Here is a 24404-nt window from a genome sequence, read left to right as displayed (position 1 = left end):
AATAAGATTTTAGGAGTCGAAAAAAAGAGAGAAGAAGTCTACTCCGACAAGACCACCTCACCACCAGGCATTTCTACAAGTGTACCTCGATGCCACACAGTAGCCGCTATTTCATGGGTTAGCGGAATAACCTCTTTCAGACGAGCATCACTATCAAGCGACAACACCACTTGACGCAACTCCTCTCCATTGGCACGCATAAAGACCTGCGTGGCAATTTTATATACCTGGCTCAAGCCCACTCGCTGGGAACCAGATGTTCTGAAATAACGTAAGAGCAGTGAAGACATAACCGTAGAAAAACGAGGCGTGACCTAAGATGCTTACCGAAACCTATCAAGAATAGCCCCAGCGGACCAGCAGAACTTCACTTCCTCTCTATATTCAAGGATAAGAAAGGAAGTAAATCACCTTTTAATACCTATTTTTCGGCACAAGAATAACTATTGAGCCGCATCTTTCACGCGATGAAGTTTAATTTGGCTGAAGTTGATTACTTGTGGATAGGATTCCCATGTGCTTGATGAAGTAAACTGCACCATCACCTTTTTAAGATTGCGTTTCGCCAAGGGCAAACGGACTTCGTGATGAGTTTGGAAATAATAGATGCTATAATAGGTGGTTGCCAATGAGTCATTATCATAAACAGCAGTCACGAACGTTTGCGCTTGTTTACTGCCGCCTCCATACAGCCATTGTGCATCAAAGCTTAAGACAAGAGCATCATTTCTCATACGCTTCCCTTTAGCAGAACCTTCGTACACAAAGCGATTGGAAGTTGCAGCATCTAATAACACATGATCCTTTTGCCACAACATAACGCTATCGGCAGCACCATTGGCGACTCTATTTCCTCCACTACTCTCTCTGTTTACCTCCGCAATTACTTGTTCTATTTGGAGATTTAATTTTTTCATCTCCTCTGGATTTCTCAAATAGAATGCCAGTGAGTGCTTATAATCAGACTCTGATATATTATATTTGGAAAAGACAGCAGTTCTATATTTGAGGTAATTGCGATGACTCTCTGCCAATAAAGAGTCGGAGGAAGCAACTATCATCCCATCACTACTGTTCATTCCTTGGTTGTCTTCTTGAGCTAAGGAATTTGCAAGCTGATAGTCATACAGCACATGAGCCATTTCGTCAGCCGGTAGAATCTTTCGTTCACCGGTTCTACTGGTACATGCCGACAACAATCCCACCGCAACTATAGGTAATCCGCGGCGCAACCATTGTGGAATGCTATTAAAGTCGACAATCATGGAAAAGGGATATAAAGATTCGAGATTCCTTCTTCTACTTGAATCATATAGAATTAGCAGAGGACAGAGCTAATTGACCATAACGCTTATTCTTCTGTTTGCTTTTCAGCGCTTGTATCTACTGACTTAGGAGTGCCATTCATCAGCAGCGAAAGATACTTGTAATAAAACAGAATCATAGCCGCTGCGCCTACTGAAATGGCAGCATCGGCAAAATTAAAAATTGCTCCAAAAAACGTACCACCACCTAAGAAAGGTACCCAGTCAGGCCACTGAAATAGGGGGAAATAGAACATATCTACCACGTGTCCATGTAGGAAGGTGCCATAACCCTGGCCCATAGGTACAAAATGAGCTGGCAATGCTCCAAAAGAGGCTGCATAATATGGCGCGCTTTCTGTAAAAATCAAACCATAAAAAGCATTATCAACGATATTACCGAATGCACCTGCTATAATCATGGCTAAGCAGACGATAAACCCAATTGGGGCACGCTTCTTCACCTCTTTACTCAAGACATAAATAAAGAAAGCTACAGCGCAGAGACGGAAAACTGTGAGAACCCCCGTACCTATGAAGTCCATACCAAAAGCCATACCTCGGTTTTCAGTAAAACGAAGTTGAAACCAAGAGGCTATTTCATACGATTCCCCCAATAAAAATTGAGTCTTAATCGCTATTTTAATGATTTGGTCAATGATGATGATGCCGAGTGGAATCAACACCGCGAGAAAAGCACGCAGTCTCATGTATAATACGTAGTATAAATGGACAAACTCAGAGAGAATGTATTTCGTTCAATAACAAGTCTGGCAAATTTACTCTACAGCCAATAGAATGGAGCCTTCTACAAAATCCATATTTGTATGAAAAGCTCCATTCCAAAGTGTTGTAGATACAATTATTTACCTTGCGCCAACTTGGCCTCAATGCTAAGGGTTGCATGAGGAACGGCGCGGAGTCTTTCTTTGGGAATCAACTTCTTGGTAACACGACAGATACCATAAGTTTTGTTCTCAATGCGTACCAAAGCTTGTTGCAAACTAGTGATGAACTTCTTTAATCGTTCAGCAGCCACCATTTGCTCTTCCATCGATTGCACGCTAGACCCCTCCTCGAGAGTATGATAGGTGGGCATTGTGTCATCGATGTCATTGCTATTGCGCTTGTTGAGTGTGGCTATAATTTCTTCAAACTGTTGACGAGCCACTTCTAATTTCTCATTGATAAGAGCACGGAATTCAGCCAGCTCTTCATCAGTGTATCTAGTTTTCTCTGACATAAGATTGTAGGGGTTAAAATAAATTTCGTCACTATTAAATAGAACCGTGCAAGTGGGGGCAGTGAACAGCGCCTCTGCCCCACTCCACTATAAATAGATTTAGATTACACCTTATTGATTAAGAACTTCACATTTGTTCCGTCCAAATCAAACTCGGTTTCGCTCTCAACATTGTCAACGAGTTCAATGCTTTCTGCCAAAACTTGCCCAGCAATAAAGTCTCGATATTCAGTGACAGCCTTTTCGGCAACTGGAGTTGATTCAACGACAATGCGAATACGATCAGTAATTTCAAAACCGCTATCTTTTCGGAAGGCTTGCACGCGCTTCACAATTTCGCGGGCTACGCCTTCATTGCGAAGTTCTTCGGTGATGGTGATATCCAATGCCACAGTGAGCGCACCTTCGTTTGCTACACTCCATCCGGGCATGTCTTCACTAATGATTTCTACATCATTGCGTTCGATGAGACAAGATTCGCCTTCCACCACAACGGTGAGCGTACCGTTCTTTTCGAGTTCCGCAATCTGGTCTTGAGAAATAGCCGTAACCACTTCGTTCACCGCCTTCATCAATTTGCCGAACTTCTTACCCATTACGCGGAAATTGCACTTCACTTTCTTTTCCAGCATCTGACCTTCCACGAAATCAATGGTTTTCACATTGACTTCATCAAGCACAAGCTGTTGCACAGCTTCTAGTCGCGTGCGCACCAAAGGATCGGTAACAGGGATGGCAATGCGTTGCAAAGGCTGACGCACAATGATGCGTTCCTTCTTGCGGAGTGAGAGCACAAGCGAGGTAGTTTGTTGCGCCAACTCCATACGTGCTTCAAGCTCCTTGTCAATAAGTTGCTCATCAGCCACGGGGAAACGGTCAAGATGCACGCTATCAGCCGTAGCACGTGCCGTGCCTGCCGTAAGATCTTTGTAAAGACGATCAGCATAGAAAGGCGCGATGGGAGCCATCAAACGACTCAAGGTGAGCAGGCAAGTATACAACGTCTGATAAGCCGCAAGTTTGTCTGCGGTCATAGCCCCTGCCCAGTAGCGTTTGCGATTGAGACGCACATACCAATTGGAAAGATTGTCGACTGTGAAGGCTTGAATCAAACGTCCAGCACGCGTTGGCTCATAATCCTCATAGCAAGCTGTGACTTCGCGCACAAGCGTGTTGAGTTCGCTGAGAATCCATCTGTCAATCTCTGGACGCTCTGCCACGGGAACCTCAGCAGCTTCAGGATCGAAGTTGTCCACATTGGCATACATGGAGAAGAACGAATAAGTTTGAATCAACTTACCGAAGAACGTACGGTTGGTTTCCACCACTCCTTCTGGGTCAAACTTCAAGTTATCCCAAGGCGAAGAGTTGGTAATCATATACCAACGCACGGGGTCACTACCATATTCTTTGATGGCGCCAAAGGGATCGATAGCATTGCCAAGACGCTTAGACATCTTTTGTCCATTCTTATCAAGAACAAGACCATTAGAGATAACGGCTTTGAACGCCACGGAATCAAACACCATCGTCGCAATAGCGTGAAGTGTGAAGAACCAACCACGAGTTTGATCCACACCTTCTGCGATAAAGTCCGCAGGATACACCGTACGACTATCTAGGAGTTCCTTATTTTCAAATGGATAATGGATTTGTGCATAAGGCATCGCACCAGAATCAAACCAAACGTCAATAAGGTCTGTTTCACGATAAAGAGGATTACCAGAAGCAGAAACTAGTACGATATCATCTACATGAGGACGGTGCAAGTCAATGCGGTTATAGTTTTCTTTGCTATAATCACCAGGTACAAAACCCTGTTCCTTCAGAGGATTCTTTTGCATCACTCCTGCAGCCACAGACTTTTCAATCTCGTTGTAGAGTTCTTCGACCGAACCGATGCAGAGTTCTTCCTTCTGAGCATTGCGCCAAATGGGCAATGGAGTACCCCAATAACGTGAACGGCTTAAGTTCCAGTCATTCAGGTTTTCCAACCATTTACCAAAACGTCCGGTACCCGTTGATTCGGGTTTCCAGAGAATCGTTTTGTTGAGTTCTATCATGCGTTCCTTCACCGCCGTAGAGCGAATGAACCAACTATCAAGAGGATAGTAAAGCACAGGCTTATCCGTACGCCAGCAGTGAGGATAATTGTGGACATGCTTCTCGATGCGGAACGCTTGTCCCGCTTGTTTCATCTCCATACAGAGGATGATGTCCAAGTTTTCGGATTTCTCGGCAGTCTTTTCGTCAAACTTTCCACCTTCGTTGAAACGAGGGTCGTAGGCATTCTTGACAAAATCTCCAGCGTGACGTCCATAAGCTGTTGTATCTACGCACTTTTCAACGAAAGCAGGGGCGCAATCATCAAGGGTGTAATACTTACCTGTGAGATCTACCATTGGACGAGTCTCACCCGCCTTATTGATAATGAAGAGCGAAGGAATGCCAGCTGCCTTAGCCACCTTAGCATCGTCTGCACCAAACGTAGGCGCGATGTGTACGATACCCGTACCATCTTCAGTGGTCACATAGTCACCAGGGATTACGCGGAAAGCCTCATCAGCCATTTCCACAAATCGATCTTGCCCCACAGAGAAGACACGATCAGCGTGCTTTTCCGCATATTCGCGCACAAAGTCTGCGGCAGTGTCAGCCACCTTCTCCGAAGGACGCACCCAAGGCATCAATTGAGCATAGCGCAAGCCCACGAGTTCCGCACCTTTATAACGTGCAACAACACGATAAGGCACCACTTTATCGCCGACAGCGTAGTTCATTTCAGCATTTTCGCCTTCAGCCTTGAAATATGCTGCTACACGATTCTCAGCGATAATGGCAGAGATAGGTTCAGCAGTATAGGGGTTAAAGGTTTGCACTGCCACGTAATCAATATTAGGACCTACGCAGAGGGCTGTGTTAGAAGGCAAAGTCCAAGGTGTTGTAGTCCAAGCCAAGAACACAGGCTTTCCCCACCCCTTCAATGCCTCAGGAGCATCGAGAATCTCGAATTGCGCGGTCACCGTAGTATCTTTCACGTCGCGGTACGCACCAGGCTGGTTCAGTTCGTGACTAGAGAGCCCTGTACCAGCAGCTGGACTATAAGGTTGAATGGTATAGCCTTTATATAATAGCCCTTTTTGATAGAGTTGCTTAAGCAACCACCAAAGAGTCTCAATGTATGAGTTTTCGTAAGTGATATAAGGATGTTCCATATCCACCCAATACCCCATAAGATGAGAGAGGTCACTCCATTCTTGGGTGTACATCATCACATTACGACGGCAATGGGCATTGTATTCTTCGATAGAAATCTTCTGACCAATATCTTCTTTGGTGATGCCTAATTCTTTTTCAACACCCAATTCTACGGGTAGTCCATGGGTATCCCATCCTGCCTTACGATTAACTTGGAATCCCTGCATCGTCTTATAACGGCAGAATACATCCTTAATGGTACGCGCCATTACGTGGTGAATACCAGGGTGCCCATTAGCTGAGGGAGGTCCTTCAAAGAAAACATACGACGGGCAACCTTCGCGCTCACTGATGCTGCGGTGGAAGAGGTCTGCCTCATCCCATTCTTTCAGCACTTCTTCGTTAACGGCGTATAGGTTCATGCCACTACGCTCAGTAAATTTCTTACTCATATTTTGTTGCTCAGTTTCGTTTCGAGAAAATATACAAGCGCAAAATTACAATAAAAATCGGAGATACGCGAAACTTGACTTCAAAAACAAACATCAACTCTTACTTGTCTTTACACCCGTGTCAAATCTCAAGTATTTGACACGGGCTTTTTTTATTCTAATGCTAAAAACAGAATTATCACGTGGTTCATATTGTAGTCTTAAGCAAAAAGAGCATCAAAAAAAGCATTTTTCCTCATAACTTCCCTACAATCCATAAAAAAGAATTACCTTTGCCCTAAGAAAAATCTATCTATTTATTAAATATGAGTACTCTTACTCATACCTACGTCTTTTCACCTTAGAAATATGATAAAACTACCTAAACAAGCTCGAATTTGGACTGTCCTCATTCTGCTCACTGGAGGAATGGGACTTTCTGCTATGGCTCAATCAGCACCTCCTGAAGATTGGACGGTTTCTGCCCAAACCACTGCTGCACAATGTGAATCAGATGGTACCATCACTCTAAGCAATCAAAATGCAGATGCACTCCACAATTTCACATATTCGCTCATGAAGCAAGGTACAACAACAGCTATTAAAGCCTCAAGTAGCAACATCTTTTCTAGTATTGCCCCAGGCACTTACACTGTCGAGGTCAAAGCAGACCTTAAGACCGACCCAAATAAAAAATACACGAGAAGAATTGAAAACGTGGTGGTAGCCGGTGACTACAAAGTGTTAGCTGTCACGTACAACCCCGCCTCATCACGTGCTTCTTATGCAGCCTGTCCTAAAGGAACGATAGTACTGAACGTTGAGAACGGCAGGCAAGAAAATCTGACTTTTCAGTTCGTCAACGCACCTGCAGGTGTCACAACAATGACTCCTATCTCTGCCACAAAAAATGCCGATGGCACCTATACACTTGCTAGAGACACCTATCCCCCAGGAAACTACACTCTTAAAGTGTCTGATGGTTGTATATCGCATACTATTAACGTTCCGGTCAAAGAACTTAGTCAGTTGCCTGCATTTAGTAAGGAAAACTTCCAAATTTTCAATTCAACATTCTCGAGGCAATACACAAATTACCCTTCAGCACAATACTCGTGTACTTCACCTATAGCACAGACAACTCTTAGTGCAGAGACCTTTTCTAACAAAGAACTGATGCGTTATCTCCAAGAAGGCTTGTTTGAAATTGCACTTACTAAAGCTGGAGTAAATCCACGTGACGACCAATTCCAAACGATTTCTTCCCAAAGAAACTTTGCGTATGCCCTTGACATGTCACCCTATACCCTTTCGGAAAACTATAACCAAAACTTCAAGGTTGTAATTCGTTTGAAAGATTGTCCTAGTGTTTCACGAGGATTTAATGTCTACTTCAGACGTCCTAGGATAAGCATTCCAACTAGTGTAGTAGAAAAGGGCTGTGGTGTCTACACTAATGCATACTTATTCTACAAAGATTATGACGGACTTTTCTGCTTTCCTATTACTATTAATCTGAGAGAAACTCAAACAGGACCAATAGTTAAAACAGAAACATTTATGAGCCCACAGGAAAACCTAGCCTCTAGGCTTGAGTTAGATTTGGGTAAAACCTACTATTACGAGATCATAGATGGCATAAACCAAAAAGTACTAGAAGGCAATTTCACAAAGAGGGGAAATATACTCTTTGGAGGAACATATTCAATCGACTGCGGAGCCAAATACGTTCGTACATTTAAAACCAACGTTTTCGATGCTTGTCTTCCCTATAAAGTGCAAATCTTTAATAAGCAAACACAGGCAAAAGTCTATGAGACAGTAATCAATCATAAGAACTATGTAGACTCTCCCCCATTAGACTTTGATGTTGAATATGAATATAGAGCAATAAAAAATGGTACTGTTATCTCTTCTGATGATATCATAAATAGAATAGGAATTACGGCACAGGCTGAATCTCCTGCCGAATGTAAAAGAGACGTAGGAGATATTACTTTCTTACTAAATGGATTAGCCAATAAACCGCATACACTTGTTATTCGTCAAGGCACTAAAGAATTTGCAAGATCTGTTTTTAATGGAGCAAATGCTATATCAAAACTAAGCTTTGCTTCAAAATACCTTCCTGCAGGACATTACCAATTAGACGTTTCGGTAGAGGGATGTCCCACAGTGACTCACGAATATGACTGGAAGGGCTTCTACAACCGAGAGAACTTTTCCTACGATAGCCGAATCACCTGCGAAGGTTTAGAGGTTACTCCTAGCGGCAACATAACTTTCCAAGGAAATGCCGTTCCCACGAAGACTTTCTTCCGCATTCTCTCCGGACCAGACGGTGGAAACACAGGGAGTACAATACCCTTGGGAAAAAAGTTTCTGCTCACCCAAAACGGCACCTATCTTTTAGGCATTTTGGCCACGAATAATAACACTTGCGCTCTTGATACGATAGTCATAAACTATGAGCGAAAACCTTTAAATTTAGCCACTGAATATACTTCTGCCTACGCTTGTGTGGATGGCACAAAAACAGGTCACATCTTAATCAAAGCACAAGACGGTGTACCCCCCTACCGCTATGAACTGTGGAATGCTGATGGTACGCAACCCATCCTCTCTAATGGGAATAAAGTGGTTCCTTTTGAGATCCTAGCCAATGATGTCGCTCACTTTGTTCATGGAGTTGCCAAAGAAGTCTATACCGTAAAGATTACTGATGCTTGTAGTAGTTCTATCACACAAACGGTCACCATTAGAGACCTCACAAGTCTTACGATAGCCGATGCAGATGTAAAAGAGATTTGCGAAGGAGAAACAATCCAGCTCAAAGGTGTTGCTTTGGAAAACTATGAATGGTACCTGCCCAATGCGAAACCTACGGATATGCCCTTCTCGACAGAACGAAATCCCACCATCCCCAATGCTAAAGTGGGACATTCTGGCCTCTATGTTCTCAAATTCAAACCCCGATTCTGTGGTAAAGGCATTGAGGGTTCCGTCCAAATCACAGTGCATCCTTGCTATACTCCCATCAACCCTCAATTGATGACCAAAGTCATGAAATAACCAGCCTTGCAAGGCTATCTCATTCTCGTCCGTCTTGGATTACAGAATGAATGACAAGTCCCCAAATGTCCGTGTCAAATCTCTAGTATTTGACACGGACATTTTTGTTTTCTCATTGAATAACCACAATAAAGGCTGTCTTCACAGCTTCTTCTCCCTCATAAAATGTCTTTTTAGTTGTTTTTCCCTATGTCACCTATTTTTATTCGAAGAAAACTATTATCTTTGCAGTTCAAAATCAAAAGAAATCTATCACAAGATATACAACTACTTAGCTCAAAACTATATACGACTAAAAAAATATGACAAAACTATCTAACCCAATCAGAATTTGGGCAGCCCTTTTTCTACTCATTGCTGGGACATGTCTTCCTGTCATGGCGCAACAAGCAACAGCAGATAATTGGACAATCTCAGCTCAAACCACTCCAGCACAATGTGAGTCAGATGGTACCATTGCCATATCCAACCAGAATGGTGATGCCCTCATCAACTTCACCTACTCACTCCTTAAGAAAGGAACGGTAACCGTTATTAAAGCTTCCAGTGACAACACGTTTTATAGCGTACCTCCTGGCATCTATACCGTGAAAGTGAATGCGGATTCCAAAAAAGATCCATCAAAGAAATTTACTAGAACGCTCGACGACATCGTGGTCGGTGGTGACTACAAAGTTCTGGACGTCACATTCAACCCAACTTTATCACGTCCCTCTTATGCTGGCTGTAACAGAGGTTCGATTGTACTGAACATAGCCAACGGAAGACAGGAAAATTTAAGCTATCGTTTTCTTAACGCACCAACAGGAGTCGCTACACAGACCCCTATCACTGCTACCAAGAATGCAGACGGCACCTACAAGCTGGCAGGAGACAACTATCCTGCAGGGTCCTACAAGCTTGAAGTGTCTGATAATTGCGTAACACGTTCTGTTGTATTTTCTATTAGCGAGCTTAGTCACTTACCGACTTTCAAAGACGAATCTTTCAAAATATTCTATTCTGAAAAAATTCGTGCAGCATCTCCTTCTGCACAATATTCTTGCAGCTCGCCTTTGGCTTTCGTAACCCTCAATCAAGCGACGCTCTCTAATAAAGAATTGATGCGCTATATTGAAGATGGATTATTTGAAATTGGTCTCTCTACTCTTGATAAAAATCCACGTGACGATCAATTTCAAACGCTCTTGTCTAAAGAACAATTTATGTATGCACTGGATATGTCGCCCTCCACGATATCCGGTAGCTACTCGTATAACAATACGCACAAAGTCGTGATTCGTTTGAAAGACTGCCCTAGCATATCAAGAGAATTTCCAGTCAAATTCATGCCCCCCAAGTTTACGGTATCTTCATGGTTAACCCCGGTGGGTTGTACACAATACACGAAAGCATACCTCTTTTATAAAGATTATGATGGGCTATTCTGCTTTCCCGTCACCATTAATTTGCGAGAAAGTGAAACTGGCCCTATAATTAAAACAGAGACCTTCATGTCTCCAGAGGAAAACTTATCTTCTAATTTGATTCTAGACTTCGGTAAGACGTATTATTATGAAGTTATAGATGCCACAGGCAAGCAACTCCGTAAAGGTTCATTCTCCCAACAAGGAAAAATAACCTTTGGTTCTACCTACGCAACTGAATGCGGTGCGAAGTATATACGACCCTACAAAAGTGAATCATTTAGTGCTTGTCCTCCCTATACCGCACAAATTATCAATCTTGCAACCAACGAGAAAATTCAAGATGTTATAGTCAATGACTCCAAAGAAGTTTTATCTCCTCCTTTGCAATTTGATGTAAAGTATCGATTTGTAGCTATTAAAGATGGTCTAACCACTTTTACTGACAACTTTATCGAAACTCCAAAAATCAAGGTTACAAATTATGCATCACAAGAGTGCAAACGAGATGTCGGAGAAATTAGACTTACTATTCTTGGATTATCCAATGGTTCTCACACGGTTGTTATTCGTCAAAACACCAGGCAAATAGCTAGACGTCTCCTCCAAAGTATGTCTACGTCTTCAAATTTATATATATCCGATTTATTCCTTCCACCTGGAAAATATCAATTAGATATATCAACAGAAGGCTGTCCTACAGTGACCCATGAATTTGACTGGAAGGGATTCTACAATCGAGAAAATTTCGCCTATGACAGCCAAGCTACTTGTGCTGGTTTAGAAGTAACTCCACGTGGTAACATTATCGAGCAAGGAAAAGCAGTTCCAGAGAAAACATTCTTCCGCATTCTTTCAGGACCAGAAGGGGGGTACTCTAAGAGCACAATACCCATGGGAGAAAAGTTTCAGCTCACTCAAAGCGGCACATATCTTTTGGGAATAGTGGTTAACAATAAGACAAACTGTGCTCTTGACACCATAGTTATCAACTATGAGCGCTCACCTCTCAAATTGAACACGAAATATACCTCTGCATACGCTTGTGTTGATGGCACCAAAGCGGGACACATCCTGATCAAAGCGCAAGACGGCGTCCCCCCATATCGCTATGAGCTGTGGAATGAAGAAGGTACACACCCCATCGTTTCCAACGGAAATACAGTTACTCCGTTAGAAATACTGCCTAATGGTGTGGCGCACTTTGTTTATGGGGTAGCCAATGATGTCTATACAATAAAGGTCATTGATAAGTGTGACAACAGCTTCATGCAACAAATCACCATTAGAGACCTCTCTCAGCTCACGCTAGCTGATGCACAAGGAAGAGAAATTTGCGAAGGCGAAAGCATCCAGCTCCTTGGTATTCCTTTGGAAAACTACGAATGGTATTTGCCCAATGCGAAAGCTACGGATATGCCTTTCTCTAGAGAACAAAATCCCGTCATCCCCAATGCAAAAGTGGGACATTCTGGAATTTATGTTCTTAAGTTCAAACCTCAATTCTGCGGCAAAGGCATTGAGGGGTCAATTGAAATCAAAGTACATCCCTGCTATGCTCCAATCAACCCACAATTGATGACCAAAGTCATGAAATAACCAGCCTCGCAAGGCTATCTCATTCTCGTCCGTCTTGGATTACAGAATGAATGACAAGTCCCCAAATGTCCGTGTCAAATCTCTAGTATTTGACACGGACTTTTTTATAATAGTCTAATACCCTAAGAGCTTTAAAATAGCTTGCCTATTTCTATACTTCTCAATAGAAAAGATTTAAAGCTCGTACAACACATTCACTTTTGCAAGAGATAACACTATTTTTTTCTAGAAAACAATTACCTTTGCAGTGGATAATATAGAAACTTATTAGTTTAGATGTTGAGCAACACTGCTCTTACCTCTAATGATAGTACAAGAACTTACAATGAAATCACTTAAGAAAGTAAGCCTATGGATAGGATTCATCCTACTCCTAATGGGAACCTATCTCCCTACAATGGCACAAGAAGCGTCAGGAAACGACTGGACCATTTCAGTAGAAACTACTCCTGCACAATGCCAATCAGATGGTGTGGTAAAAGTAACCAATCAGAATTCTGATGCCCTCTACAACTTCACCTATTCCCTACAAGAAGTTAGTTTAGCTCAACCTGCAAAAACATCGAGCAACAACACCTTTCTCAATGTCCCCCCTGGCACCTACACAGTAGTAGCAAATGCTCAGCTTAAAACCAACGCTGACATAAAATTCACGCGCACTATTGAGAATGTAATTGTAACAGGTAACTACAAAGTTTTAGACGTTACTTACAACCCCACCCTTTCTCGTCCTTCCTACATAGGATGTAACAAAGGCACGATTGTTCTCAATGTCATCAACGGAAGACAGGAAGATTTGACCTTCCGTATTATTAGCGCTCCAGCAGGCTTCAACACACCTTTAGACGTCAATGCTTCTCGCAATGAGGATGGCACCTACACGCTAGCAGGAGACAACTACCCTGCAGGGGCTTACCAAATTGAAATATCAGACAACTGTGTTGTACGCAGTGTCGATTTGGTAGTTTCTCAATTAACGAAGTTGCCTCAATTTAGCACAGAAAACTATACGATTGTCACAGCGAAACCTGCAAACCATTTCTTGATTGCTCCTGGTAGCACCTACACTTGTAGTTCTCCTTTCATTGAAACGCAGCTCAACAGCACAACCACTTCCAACAAAGAATTGATGCGATACATCAGAGAGGGAATGTTTGAAATTGGACTCTCACCAGTAGATCAAACTCCACGTGACGATCAGTTTCAAACACTCTTGGCCTATGGATACACAGCCTATGCTCTTGATATGTCGCCAAATACGCTTTCAGAAAGCTATTCCACGAGCAACAGAAAAACCCATAAGGTAATCATACGTTTGAAAGACTGTCCTGAGATTTCTCGAGAATTTTATATTCATTTCAGAGTACCAGAATTACAAACCCTATTACCAGCAAAGCCTGGCGAATGTGGTAAATACACAGAGGGTTACCGACTTAATTATGACTTCCAAGGCCTCTACTGCTATCCTATTACCATTAATCTGAAAGAAAGCAGCACAGGACCGGTGGTCAAGACAGAAACTTTTACTAGTCCTACTGGTAATCTCTACTCCCAACTTATTCTTGATTACGGCAAGACCTACTATTACGATGTCGTAGATGCCAATGGCAAGACCGTCAAAAGCAGCTCATTCGTAAAAACAGGATCAGTCTATTTGGGCACAACTTACAACGTGGAATGCGGAGAGAAGTATATAGCTCCATATAAATTCCCATCGTTAGATACCTGCCTTCCCTACACCGCACAAATCATTAACTCTGGAACCAATGAAAAGGTTCATGAGGTATTGGTCACCAGCACTGATGAGTTACTCTCTCCACCCTTGGAGTTTAATGTGAATTATCAATTCATTGCCCTCAAAGACGGGGCATCCTTTGTAGGAAGACAATGGAAATCCAAGGACAACTTTATCATCTACCCCATCAGTTCCTTAGCTTGTAGACGAGATGTTGGAGATATCAAAGCTGCTAACCACAGCTTATCCAACAAACCTCATACTTATGTGATTCGTCAAGGCACGAAAGAGATCTTTAGAAAAAAACTAGACAAACCAGATAGCAACTTAGTTCTCTACGATATATATCTGCCTGCAGGTCATTACCAATTTGACATCATCAGCGAAGGTTGCCCTACGACAACGCACGAGTTTGACTGGAAAGGCTTCTACAATCGAGAGAACTTTTCCTACGATAGTCAAATCACCTGTGAAGGATTAGAAATTACTCCTCGAGGTGTTATCACTGATCAGGGTAGAAAAGTCCCTAACGAAACATACTTCCGCATCCTCTCAGGCCCCGAAGGTGGATACACTAAGAGTATTGTTGCGGCAGGAAGCAAAATAGTACTCACCCAAAATGGTCAATACCAATTGGGAATCATGGCTTCCAACGCATACTCCTGTGCAATAGATACCATCACAATCAACTTTCAGCGTCCTCCTCTGAAACTCGCTACAGAATTTACAACCGCCTACGCCTGTGCAGATGGTACGAGAACAGGACATATTCTGATTAAAGCACAAGATGGTACACCACCCTACCGCTATGAATTATGGAATGAAGATAATACACAAGCCATAATTGATGCAAACGGAAAGAAAGTTGTTCCTCTAGAAACACTAGCCAATGGTGTGATGCACTTCGTCTACGGTGTAGCCAATGACCACTTTACCATCAGGGTCTATGATAAGTGCAACAATATGTTTGCACAATCCATAAAAATCAGTGACCTCACAACACTTACCATTGCCTATGCTCATGACAAAGAAGTGTGTGTAGGAGAGAGCATTCATTTGTTTGCCCTCCCACTTGAGAACTACGAATGGTATTATCCCGATGCACCACCGACCGCACAACCCTTTTCTAGAGAGCAAAATCCAATTATCCCCAATGCAAAAGTTGAAAACTCGGGGCTATACAAACTGATTTTCAAACCTCAATTCTGCGGCAAAGGCATTGAGGGTTATGTCAATATTACGGTACATCCTTGCTATGTTCCCATCAACCCCCAGTTGATGACCAAAGTCATGAAATAACAGTATCACAATACTGCCTTCATTCTAGTCACTCTTCGCCAGTCGAATGAAAGACAAGTTGAAATGTCCGTGTCGATTACTTGAAAATCGACACGGATATTTTTATGAGCAAACGTGTGTGCACACACTGCGCATTCTTGCATGCTCGCAGGGACATACCATCTGTACACTCGTCAGTAGCAGGAATATCCCAATATCATCAAATAGCAAGCAAATAGGCTGAGAAATCTCTAAGAGAATTCTCAGCCTATCTACGCTTAGCAAGACAGCATAAAAGAGGCTCCCACAGCCTTATTAGCCATAAACAACAGCAATAAGCCCCTTTCTGCCATCTTGCAGAAAGGGGCCATGAGTTGTTGGGATTTACTTCAAGCTAAAAACTACATTCATAAAAGTTTTTTCTGTTGGCCCAATTTCTTTCCATACACCATTTACAATTTGTTTTTTCACGGTATAGGTAAGAACACCAGCTGGAGTCAACGCAACGTTCGAAAAAACCTCACTGTCATAATAAATGACAAAAAAGTTCAGATTGCTAGCTTCATGAACAGGAAGGTTTGAAGTTGCAGAAGACTTTTGTTGAGGATTCTGGAACTGCTTCTTGTAGAGCTTATAGAGATCAACACTGAAGTTGCCACTGGTGGCGATATTATACGGAAAAGCTGAAAAGCGATAGATAGAAGCATCTGTGAAGTCCCTGTCGAGAGCAAACTTGCTCAAGGGCAGGAGTACTGGAGGCATATAGAAAAAGCCTTCTGGAACAGAAGGAGCAAAACCTAATACACCATTCTTGTCAGCCACCACTACACGGTTAGCAGTATAGGGCTGATTAAAGTCTGGTGCCGCCTTACCATCGCTAGTTGTGAAGATAAGCTGCTGACCATCTTCTGGAAGAACAGCAACACGAAGGGTACCATTAACATCCAAAGTCTCTGTTGGGTTACGAGTGCCAACAGCAACTTTTTTATCGACTTGTGCCTGAGTGGTAAGCGCAAAGCAAAGTGCAACTCCACTCAAGAAGAGGCGTGAAATAGCTCGATTAGATAGTTTATTAAGTGTCATATTAAAATTCTGTATACGAGCTACACTGCCCACTGGCTCTGTACAGCTCGTAAATAAATAAAAGTTTTTAGCTTCTGACCACTAGAGACCTTTCACTACGATTTACCCTTGTGGCGATTAGCACGACGCTTGCGAATATCTGCCTTTTTCTTGGCAGCACCCGAACCGTGGAGTCCTGTGATGTAGGTCTTTTTCTTGGCTTTTGTTTTCACCTTCTCTTCTTGAGGTTTGCGGAGCTTTGCCCCTTTGAAGGTGATGCCAGTGGTCATGGCTGTTGTGATTTCTTCGTCGCTAACGTTACGCGCCATTGGCTATGAGATTAGTAAAAAGATGATTCAATAGAATTAATGATGGAAAAGACGAACGCCCGTAAAGGCCATCGCAATGCCATACTTGTCGCAGGTTTCAATAACATGGTCATCACGCACAGAACCACCTGCCTGCGCCACGTATGCCACGCCACTGCGATGCGCCCGCTCGATGTTGTCACCGAATGGGAAGAAAGCATCTGAGCCCAACGCGACACCAGTGTTTTGAGCTATCCAAGCCTTCTTTTCTTCGCGTGTCAAAGGCTCTGGGCGCTCTGTGAAGAATTGCTGCCATGCACCTTCTGCCAACACATCATCATAATCTTCAGAAATATAGATATCGATGGTATTGTCACGATCAGCGCGACGGATTTTCTCCACAAAAGGAAGGTTCATCACCTTGGGGTGCTGACGCAGCCACCAAATATCCGCCTTTTGACCAGCAAGACGTGTGCAGTGGATGCGGCTTTGTTGGCCAGCGCCGATGCCGATAGCTTGTCCGTCCTTGACATAGCACACAGAGTTTGACTGCGTGTATTTGAGCGTGATGAGTGCAATCATCAAATCGCGACGAGCAGCTTCGGGGATTTCTTTATTCACCGTTGGACGATTCTCGAAGAGCGCATCGTCAGCAAGGTTGATTTCATTGCGGCCTTGCTCGAAAGTCACGCCATAAACTTGCTTGCGTTCGATAGGCTCAGGGCGATAGTTCACATCCACCTTAAGAATGCAATAAGTACCTTTGCGTTTTTCCTGCAAAATCTGCAAGGCTTCGGGTGTAAAGTCAGGGGCTATCACACCATCGCTCACCTCGCGCTTGATGAGGAGTGCCGTAGCTTCATCGCAGGTGTCGGAGAGTGCAATAAAATCTCCATAGCTCGACATACGGTCTGCACCACGAGCACGAGCATAAGCCGCAGCGATGGGCGAAAGTGGAAGCGCCAAATCATCGCAAAAATAGATTTTTCGGAGCGTATCATCCAAAGGAAGTCCCACTGCTGCACCTGCAGGAGAAACGTGTTTGAAAGAAGTCGCAGCAGGTAAGCCAGTTGCAGCTTTAAGCTCGCTGACCAATTGCCACCCATTGAGTGCATCTAGGAAGTTAATGTAACCAGGACGTCCGCCAAGCACCTCGATTGGAAGTGAAGCATCGTTGTCCATATAAATTCGAGAAGGCTTCTGATTGGGGTTGCACCCATACTTCAGGGCTAATTCTTTCATTGTGAGAAACGTTTCAGGTGAAAATATATTTGCAAAGATACAATTTTCGCCTAGAAAAGCCAAGTATTCAAGGCTTTTTTACACCTTATCTCGAAAAAACTTACTATATTTGCGATATGCAAACCACACTCTTTCCCGATTACTTTGCACTCGATGAAACTTGCTGTCTTCATCGAGCAGAAATCGTGATGGAAAAATTAGCAGAAATACCCCTTGATTTCCTAGCGACTCATGGGGAGCGCAACACCGTGCTTCGCCGACTTGCCGAAGCTGGTGTGCAGTCATTGGCAGAACTTCTGAGATTGCAGCGATTTGACGTCGTGGAATGGGAAGGCGTAGGACGCTTTTTCCTCCACATCTTCGACGAGATGCGTCAAGAAATCAGAAATCATCCGGAACAACTCATCGAGCAATGGCTCCTACAACGCGCAACGTGGGTCTTCCCCATCCTCTACAATTCAGACGACCCGTGGTCTTTGCATCACTATGTGTCGCCCTCACTCTCTCCCGAAGTCTCCTTGGTAGATGGTGAGAATCAAGAATGGACACCTCTCATTCAGCAAGTGGAGCATACCTTTACTCACATCATCTTGCTCCTCAAGCATCGCCAACCTGAAAAGGCGGCTGTCCTCCATCGTTTCTTGCTGCAAGGTCTTTCAGCTGAAGTCATAGCGCGAGTGCTGAACCTGCCGTCACGATCTGCCGTCATGCGCCCAATAGAGCACGAGTTTTTGCGTCCACTCTTAGCTGGCAAGGAAGTAGCTGGAATTAAATTGAGCGAAGACTTCTGTGACTCTTTGTCAGCGCTGCGCCAACAACTCCTCTTTCAGCCTACCACCGTGCTAGATGGACTGCAATTCATGTCTATGCCGCGCTTCCTCTGGCTCTTGCATCTCACCCCAATGCTGCGCACTCAGGCTGAAATGTCTTGGGCATGCGACTTCATTGTGCCACGAGGCGAAGTGCTACAATCGCGAGCTCTGTTGCATCGAGTCTTCAGGGCTTTGCAGTTGCATCCAGACTACCAACAAGTTTCTTCCTTCGAAAGCCTGCGCAACTCTTCCACCGAAGAAGCTTCCCTTGCTTCCTTGCTCGAGCATCACCCGTGGATTGAGCACTCCTCACAAGGACATCGCCTCATGGCAGAGCAACTCATCTATGATTTCTGCCGAGTGGGAAGAATTCTCTTGGAGTCTCATCGCCCCTTGACGCGCGATGAGATTTTGATGCGCTACGAACAAGTCTATTTGGAACGTCCACTCTCCCTCTCCATGCACGACCTCTGCAAGCGTTTCTCGGGCATCACCGCTCCACAACGAGGACAATGGGCGTGGATTTCAGATGAGCAAGCGCCACAAATGGGCGAGTGCCCCACCCACTCTCCCTCACCCACTCAAGAACCGACCTTATTTGACATGAATGCGATTTGGTAATCGCGCGACGCAATAGCACGAATCAGGCTGAGCATCGCAATGATGCTCAGCCTGATTTTCGTCTAAATCCTTAGTACTTGAGACAAGTGTTATAATCCTCTGAGAGCTGTTGAATAATTTGCCCCAAAGAACGGCGTTGTAAGTGACTTAAATCTGGATTTAATAGTGGCGCAATTCGTCTTTTTCATAAGAAGAAGCCGTCAAACTGATTTTGTCGTCGTCCTTATCTAAGAAGAACCAACAGTTTCCCAAACTCTTTACGTTGCGGATGACGTGGATATCACGAGCAGGGGTATTACCCTCCACGCACAGAATAGCAATTTTTCCCGAAGCACTCTTAGCGACATCTGCCACTAAAACGGCGTGTCCCAGACGGCCCGCACCTCGAGAGGTATAAACCAATACATCACCTGGTTGCACCTCTTCGATGGCGCGTGGTTTAGTTTCGTTTTTCACCGAATAGGTGCTGCAGATACCAAATATTCTGCGCAGGTAGTTTTCAAAAGCCTTGCGAGACTTACCTCCTTTATACTGCTCTATCTGATGATTGACATTGCGGAAACGGATTTCAGAATAGCGACCTTGTTGCCACAAATACTCTGCACGCAAACGCAGGGTGACATCAGCGCATTGCTCAAAATTACTGAGCAAAGGATAGTCCACCGCAGCACCATAAAGTACACGATAGCGAGCTCTCCCCCCCGTATAGTAGTTCACCTTGGACCCTCTTGGCTTCAAAGGCAAAGCTCTCAAAAATTCGGCATAGCTCCCTGCTGGAGCTTCTACACGTTTGTAGCCCATGGGCGTAGGAATTTCGCCAAGGGTGGCAGCATTCCAAGGATTGGTGGTGGTAGAAGCATACCAATACCAACCACCAAGCACCAAAGCGACACAGAAAAGGGTGGACAAGGAAATGAGGAGGATTTTCTTTTTCTTTTTCATATCAGAACTTGTTTGTTTTTGAGGGAGAATCAGAGATCTTGAAAAGTTACTTTGTTGAGTGCTTGCTCGCCTAACGTCTTCGCTTGTGGGCATCCACCCTATCATCGCGTTTTGGTGGGAGCATTCTTGTATAATATCCCAAACAAAGGAAAAGGTAAATGGATATCTCACATTTTTTTATCTATCGTTAGGAATAATGTTAAGTTCGAAAACAGAAATTAGGTAGAGTTTTCTTAAAACTAGCGGTGGCGGAAGCAAGAAAAAGGACTTAATTGCAATCAACTTAGGAGCGGCGAATGAAAAAGTCGGACGTTTCAGGAAAAACGTCGGAGTTTTTTCAAATTATCTCGGACGTTTTTCCCAAAACTTCCGAGGGAAAATGCCAAAACAACGGAGTTTTTCTCGCTAAGACTACGATAATAGGGCGATTAAGCAAGGAAATCGCACCATTATAATGCGTCGAGAAGGGGATATTTTCGCACGCTCCATCACAAACTTCCAATAGCGCGTTAAAATCGCTCCTATATACTGTTGGGTTTCCTTAAAGCAAGAAGTAATAAGAAGTATATCTTCTGACTTAATTTTGAAATATAGGTGCGTATCATCAACAACTCTACCTATATTCTTTCAAATATCGGGATAAAACTTATCACAATTTCTATGAAGACTAACATAAATTTCGTAACTTCGCAGGCAGAAATGTCTCTCCATCTTAGAGGGAAGAATACACTTTCGCATAACTTTTGCGTGACTGATCATTTACCTTTTCGCAAAATTGGGATATATCTGTATCAGCATATTATCTTTATAAGGAAATCTCAAGGCAAAACAAGGTAATCATCCACACAAGTGCGCCTACAGTTCACCAATTTATTCTCTGTTTTCCCCGGTACTACACTCTATGTCAGCCCCCTCTTCTGCTGCCCTCTTGGCACAACAGCTCCACAAGTTGCGTTCCGCTGCCTTGCAGTGGCTGAGTTCGCACTACCCCTCCATGTCTTTCAGCGAAGCCGAAGACTTAGTCAGTGAGGGTGTTGCCAACTATTACGAGCGCCTCTCTGCAGGAACGATAGCTCTTGACACCGATTTCATGCGCTATACATTTAAGGCGATTCAAAACATGGCAAGCAAATCTGTGCGCCACTTGGGACGCGTCACCTCGAGCGACGACATCGATCAAGAGCGTTCTGAGGCTTTTTCCACGGAGACCAGCGAAGAAACCGCCATTTGCATCGAATCAGCGGAAACACTGCTCGATGAAGTTGCCAAACTAACAGATGATAGTGGAGATGCACTCTGGAAAGATCAGTGCATAGAGTTGGTGAATCGTTGTATCGGCGAACTGCAAGATCCCTGCATGACTATCCTACGATGCTTCTACTACCACAATCTTTCGATGACAGAGATTGCAGAAGAAGTGGGACTGAAAAATGCCGATACAGCAAAAGCCAAAAAGAATCAGTGCATGAAACGCCTCATCGACAACGTAAAAAGTTTGGTGAAGTTTTGAAGCTCTTCTGACGCTCTCTTCCTTATAAAGAGCAGTGGTAATAATATGCCTGCTCAATCATCAACCGCTCACACCAATCTGGTTTCGTTCTCCCAAGACAGACCAGGAGGTTACTGAGCACAATCAGGGCAATGCCCCACAACATCTTATGATGGATCAATTCTCTCTCTTTGACAAGTATTTACAAGGGCAACTTTCGCAACAAGAGATGACACAATTTTGTAGTCAACTCATGCACGACGAAGAGATGCGACGAGATTTTCGCCTGTATCTCTCCTTGGTGCAAGGCATCCGAAAGGAAGCTCAACAAGACAACATCGAAGTCAATGCTGCTCTCCTCAGTCTTTCAACTGAAGAAAGAGAAGCGCTCTTCGGTAGAAAAAACAAATCCTCGGCAGACTCTTCGGAGAATGATTTCTCTCAAGCAGAATCGACAGCTGCTAAAACGGAAGTTTCCACTCCCCCACTCCATAAACCCTCTCCACAAGTGAAAGCTATGAACGACGAAAAGTCCAAAAACACGGAATCTACACCCAAACTCTTGCCCCTCCACAAGCGCATCATGGTGATTGTTTCTTCCATTGCAGCAGCTGTAATCATCGCGTTTGGCGTCCATTTCATTTATCAACCGAGCAATGCGCCAGAAGATACCTTTTTCTCTGATGCTTTGAAAGAAGGTGGCGGAAGCACGCTCTTTGCCCTCAACTATGCTAGCGCCAATCAAGAGGTGACAAAGATGAGCAAGAAGGAGATTAAGGCAAGAATTCCTGAATGGCGCAAGAATTATGACAATACTCCTGTGGAGAATTCCCAGCTCAAACTGTCGCGAGGCATGCACCTTGGAGTAGCTTATATGCGTGTAGGCCAACGAAAGAATGCCAAACAAGTGTTCAACGAACTCGTGAATAATTATATCCACGACAAGAAAACCAAGAAACGTCTGCAGAGAGCTATCAAAAAATTGTAGCGCTAGCTGCCTTTCTCGAATTGCGCGACCCATGTGTCGCAATGGCTCTATGCTTTATCAAAATCCGTGCCCAACCTGTTGTTGGGCACGGCTTCTTTGTAGACGGAATCTACCACTCCTCACAAGAATAAACACGACAATCCATTTTTTTTCTCTTTCTACCATTTACTTTTCTCTCACTTTGGGATATATAGATAATCCCAAATCGGTCATTAGATCCTAAATAGATTTTATTTGATTGTTGAGCAGATTGTTTGTCGTTAGCTCGAAGGCGTAGCGGGCTACGGCGAGAACGAACGAGAAACAAGATGCCAACAAGAAAATGAAAGATGGCAGGAAGTTATATTCTCTGTAACAAATGGCAGAATAACGGTCTAATGACCGATTTGGGATAGGCTCACGAAACATCGTGAAGTGCGTGTGAAACACCGCACAAGCTCAGACAGACCTCTCAAAGGAATACACCCTTTTAATTAAGCGAGTGGGGCAATCTGTCGATGGGAATCGCTGGGTTGCCCAATGTATTTCTCAGTACTCACCTCAATTTCTTCAAAAAAAATGCCACCAGCCATTTACCTTTCTCACATTTTGGGATATGCTAAATAGAAAGACCTCCCAAGGTCACAACATTTACTCCAAAAACAACTCACCACTCCAATGAGCCTCCTCGATAACTTCAAGCCTCCTTGCCTTGCTCTTCGGAGAAACGCAAAACCCCACCAAAAGTCTTCACGCTGTCGCCGGATTTTCCTCATCAGCTTTTGCTTGTGCATAGCATTCGGTGCATGGTGGTTGCTCGCTAGTCACAAGGGCAAGAGCCTATTTCTCGGCAATGAGCCAGCAGGATTGACAAGAAGTCAACGAGTATTGGGCATCGATGTTAGCAAACACCAAGGCAAAATCAACTGGCGAAAGGTGGCGAAACATCGACGCAATGGAGAACCCATCGGATTTGCCATCGTCAAAGCCACAGAAGGGGTGACCAAAGTGGACAAGAGATTTGATGAGAACTTCCAAGCACTCCAAAGAAATCACATTGTGCGCGGGGCTTATCACTTCTATCTCCCCCACAAATCGGCACAGTTGCAAGCGCTGCGCTACATCTCCAAGGTGCGACTCTCGAAAGGAGACTTAGCTCCCATCCTAGATGTGGAACCCACAGACCATCACAACGTGAAAGATTTCCAAGAAAGCGTGCTCACATGGCTCAACATCGTGGAATCTCACTATGGGGTAACCCCAATCATCTACACTTCTCCCAGCATCAAAGCCACCTATCTCGACTCGCCGAAGTTCGATCGCTTCCGTTGGTGGGTAGCTCACTACAACACTTCGCAACCTCGCCACAAAGGGCACTGGGACTTCTGGCAGTTCACCGAACTAGGCAAGGTAGATGGTATCAAGGCCAATTACGTAGATTTGAACTATTTCAATGGTAATCTCGAAAGACTCCAGACATTGACGCTATAAATGCCAAGCGTGTTTCTTCGGGAACCCTCCTAAATTACAGACAATTCTCTCTAATCATCTTAACCCAAATCGGTCATTAGATCCTAAACAGATTTCATTAGATTGTTGAGTAGATTGTTTACCGTTAGTTCGAAAGCGTAGCGGGCTACGGTGAGAACGAACGAAAAACAAGATGCCAACAAGAAAATGAAAGATGATAGGAAG

At 43.9% G+C, this 24404-nt stretch carries 16 protein-coding genes; 7 read left to right on the top strand and 9 right to left on the bottom strand.

Annotated elements, in window-relative coordinates; translation table 11 throughout:
- Positions 1-38: 38 nt before the first annotated feature.
- The 5 genes from BQ2633_RS00335 to ileS all read right to left on the bottom strand — a co-directional run bounded on the left by BQ2633_RS00335 (position 39) and on the right by ileS (position 6197).
- Positions 39-290: a hypothetical protein gene (locus BQ2633_RS00335; protein WP_141700095.1), complete on the bottom strand. Its 252-nt coding sequence runs from the start codon at positions 288-290 to the stop codon at positions 39-41.
- A gap of 153 nt (positions 291-443) precedes the next feature.
- Positions 444-1265: a DUF4296 domain-containing protein gene (locus BQ2633_RS00330; protein ID WP_075564496.1), complete on the bottom strand. Its 822-nt coding sequence runs from the start codon at positions 1263-1265 to the stop codon at positions 444-446.
- An 86-nt stretch (positions 1266-1351) separates the two neighbouring features.
- Positions 1352-2014 (bottom strand): lipoprotein signal peptidase, encoded by a 663-nt coding sequence (locus BQ2633_RS00325; protein WP_075564495.1) that lies wholly within the window; start codon positions 2012-2014, stop codon positions 1352-1354.
- Positions 2015-2166: 152 nt separating this feature from the next.
- Entirely contained in the window at positions 2167-2547 is a 381-nt protein-coding gene (locus BQ2633_RS00320; protein ID WP_075564494.1) for a TraR/DksA family transcriptional regulator, read from the bottom strand.
- Between the two features lie 104 nt (positions 2548-2651).
- Complete coding sequence (gene ileS, locus BQ2633_RS00315) at positions 2652-6197, bottom strand: isoleucine--tRNA ligase (protein WP_075564493.1); 3546 nt, start codon at positions 6195-6197, stop codon at positions 2652-2654.
- A 348-nt stretch (positions 6198-6545) separates the two neighbouring features.
- On the opposite strand from ileS, the gene BQ2633_RS00310 reads away from it, so the two are divergent.
- The 3 genes from BQ2633_RS00310 (at position 6546) to BQ2633_RS00300 (ending at position 15287) form a co-directional block, all read left to right on the top strand.
- Entirely contained in the window at positions 6546-9248 is a 2703-nt protein-coding gene (locus BQ2633_RS00310) for a hypothetical protein (RefSeq protein ID WP_075564492.1), read from the top strand.
- 302 nt (positions 9249-9550) lie between these two features.
- On the top strand, positions 9551-12253 hold the full coding sequence (locus tag BQ2633_RS00305; RefSeq protein ID WP_141700094.1) for a hypothetical protein: 2703 nt from the start codon (positions 9551-9553) through the stop codon (positions 12251-12253).
- Between the two features lie 325 nt (positions 12254-12578).
- On the top strand, positions 12579-15287 hold the full coding sequence (locus tag BQ2633_RS00300; RefSeq protein ID WP_141700093.1) for a hypothetical protein: 2709 nt from the start codon (positions 12579-12581) through the stop codon (positions 15285-15287).
- Between the two features lie 363 nt (positions 15288-15650).
- Here the strand turns inward: BQ2633_RS00300 and BQ2633_RS00295 are convergent, their stop codons facing one another.
- From BQ2633_RS00295 to BQ2633_RS00285, 3 genes are all read right to left on the bottom strand, one after another.
- Positions 15651-16349, bottom strand: a complete 699-nt coding sequence (locus BQ2633_RS00295) for a hypothetical protein (protein ID WP_075564489.1) — start codon at positions 16347-16349, stop codon at positions 15651-15653.
- A gap of 95 nt (positions 16350-16444) precedes the next feature.
- Positions 16445-16657, bottom strand: coding sequence for a hypothetical protein (locus BQ2633_RS00290; protein WP_075564488.1), 213 nt, complete (start codon positions 16655-16657; stop codon positions 16445-16447).
- A 36-nt stretch (positions 16658-16693) separates the two neighbouring features.
- On the bottom strand, positions 16694-17878 hold the full coding sequence (locus tag BQ2633_RS00285) for a phosphoribosylaminoimidazolecarboxamide formyltransferase (protein ID WP_075564487.1): 1185 nt from the start codon (positions 17876-17878) through the stop codon (positions 16694-16696).
- Positions 17879-17994: 116 nt separating this feature from the next.
- Between BQ2633_RS00285 and BQ2633_RS00280 the strand changes: the two genes are divergently transcribed.
- Positions 17995-19311 carry a hypothetical protein gene (locus BQ2633_RS00280; RefSeq protein WP_075564486.1) on the top strand — a complete coding sequence of 439 codons (1317 nt, stop codon included), beginning with the start codon at positions 17995-17997 and terminating at the stop codon, positions 19309-19311.
- 159 nt (positions 19312-19470) lie between these two features.
- On the opposite strand, the gene BQ2633_RS00275 is transcribed toward BQ2633_RS00280, so the two are convergent.
- Positions 19471-20253 (bottom strand): DUF4846 domain-containing protein, encoded by a 783-nt coding sequence (locus tag BQ2633_RS00275; RefSeq protein ID WP_075564485.1) that lies wholly within the window; start codon positions 20251-20253, stop codon positions 19471-19473.
- A gap of 901 nt (positions 20254-21154) precedes the next feature.
- On the opposite strand from BQ2633_RS00275, the gene BQ2633_RS00270 reads away from it, so the two are divergent.
- The 3 genes from BQ2633_RS00270 (at position 21155) to BQ2633_RS00255 (ending at position 24200) form a co-directional block, all read left to right on the top strand.
- Positions 21155-21763, top strand: a complete 609-nt coding sequence (locus tag BQ2633_RS00270) for a sigma-70 family RNA polymerase sigma factor (RefSeq protein ID WP_075564484.1) — start codon at positions 21155-21157, stop codon at positions 21761-21763.
- Positions 21764-21911: 148 nt separating this feature from the next.
- Complete coding sequence (locus BQ2633_RS00265) at positions 21912-22730, top strand: hypothetical protein (RefSeq protein WP_141700092.1); 819 nt, start codon at positions 21912-21914, stop codon at positions 22728-22730.
- A 657-nt stretch (positions 22731-23387) separates the two neighbouring features.
- On the top strand, positions 23388-24200 hold the full coding sequence (locus tag BQ2633_RS00255; protein ID WP_083233876.1) for a glycoside hydrolase family 25 protein: 813 nt from the start codon (positions 23388-23390) through the stop codon (positions 24198-24200).
- The last annotated feature ends 204 nt before the right edge of the window (positions 24201-24404 follow it).

The sequence above is a fragment of the Ihuprevotella massiliensis genome (assembly GCA_900095835.1).
GTDB lineage: Bacteria > Bacteroidota > Bacteroidia > Bacteroidales > Bacteroidaceae > Alloprevotella > Alloprevotella massiliensis.
This window is presented reverse-complemented; position numbering and strand designations above follow the sequence as displayed.

What these genes read in the sequence shown, in the direction of transcription:
- BQ2633_RS00330 (WP_075564496.1), bottom strand. Translation starts at nt 1,265, where the DNA reads ATGATTGTCGACTTTAATAGCATTCCACAATGGTTGCGCCGCGGATTA.
- BQ2633_RS00270 (WP_075564484.1), top strand. Translation starts at nt 21,155, where the DNA reads ATGTCAGCCCCCTCTTCTGCTGCCCTCTTGGCACAACAGCTCCACAAG.
- BQ2633_RS00300 (WP_141700093.1), top strand. Translation starts at nt 12,579, where the DNA reads ATGAAATCACTTAAGAAAGTAAGCCTATGGATAGGATTCATCCTACTC.
- BQ2633_RS00285 (WP_075564487.1), bottom strand. Translation starts at nt 17,878, where the DNA reads ATGAAAGAATTAGCCCTGAAGTATGGGTGCAACCCCAATCAGAAGCCT.
- BQ2633_RS00290 (WP_075564488.1), bottom strand. Translation starts at nt 16,657, where the DNA reads ATGGCGCGTAACGTTAGCGACGAAGAAATCACAACAGCCATGACCACT.
- BQ2633_RS00325 (WP_075564495.1), bottom strand. Translation starts at nt 2,014, where the DNA reads ATGAGACTGCGTGCTTTTCTCGCGGTGTTGATTCCACTCGGCATCATC.
- BQ2633_RS00320 (WP_075564494.1), bottom strand. Translation starts at nt 2,547, where the DNA reads ATGTCAGAGAAAACTAGATACACTGATGAAGAGCTGGCTGAATTCCGT.
- BQ2633_RS00255 (WP_083233876.1), top strand. Translation starts at nt 23,388, where the DNA reads ATGAGCCTCCTCGATAACTTCAAGCCTCCTTGCCTTGCTCTTCGGAGA.
- BQ2633_RS00305 (WP_141700094.1), top strand. Translation starts at nt 9,551, where the DNA reads ATGACAAAACTATCTAACCCAATCAGAATTTGGGCAGCCCTTTTTCTA.
- BQ2633_RS00265 (WP_141700092.1), top strand. Translation starts at nt 21,912, where the DNA reads ATGATGGATCAATTCTCTCTCTTTGACAAGTATTTACAAGGGCAACTT.
- BQ2633_RS00310 (WP_075564492.1), top strand. Translation starts at nt 6,546, where the DNA reads ATGATAAAACTACCTAAACAAGCTCGAATTTGGACTGTCCTCATTCTG.
- BQ2633_RS00295 (WP_075564489.1), bottom strand. Translation starts at nt 16,349, where the DNA reads ATGACACTTAATAAACTATCTAATCGAGCTATTTCACGCCTCTTCTTG.
- BQ2633_RS00280 (WP_075564486.1), top strand. Translation starts at nt 17,995, where the DNA reads ATGCAAACCACACTCTTTCCCGATTACTTTGCACTCGATGAAACTTGC.
- ileS (WP_075564493.1), bottom strand. Translation starts at nt 6,197, where the DNA reads ATGAGTAAGAAATTTACTGAGCGTAGTGGCATGAACCTATACGCCGTT.
- BQ2633_RS00275 (WP_075564485.1), bottom strand. Translation starts at nt 20,253, where the DNA reads ATGAAAAAGAAAAAGAAAATCCTCCTCATTTCCTTGTCCACCCTTTTC.
- BQ2633_RS00335 (WP_141700095.1), bottom strand. Translation starts at nt 290, where the DNA reads ATGTCTTCACTGCTCTTACGTTATTTCAGAACATCTGGTTCCCAGCGA.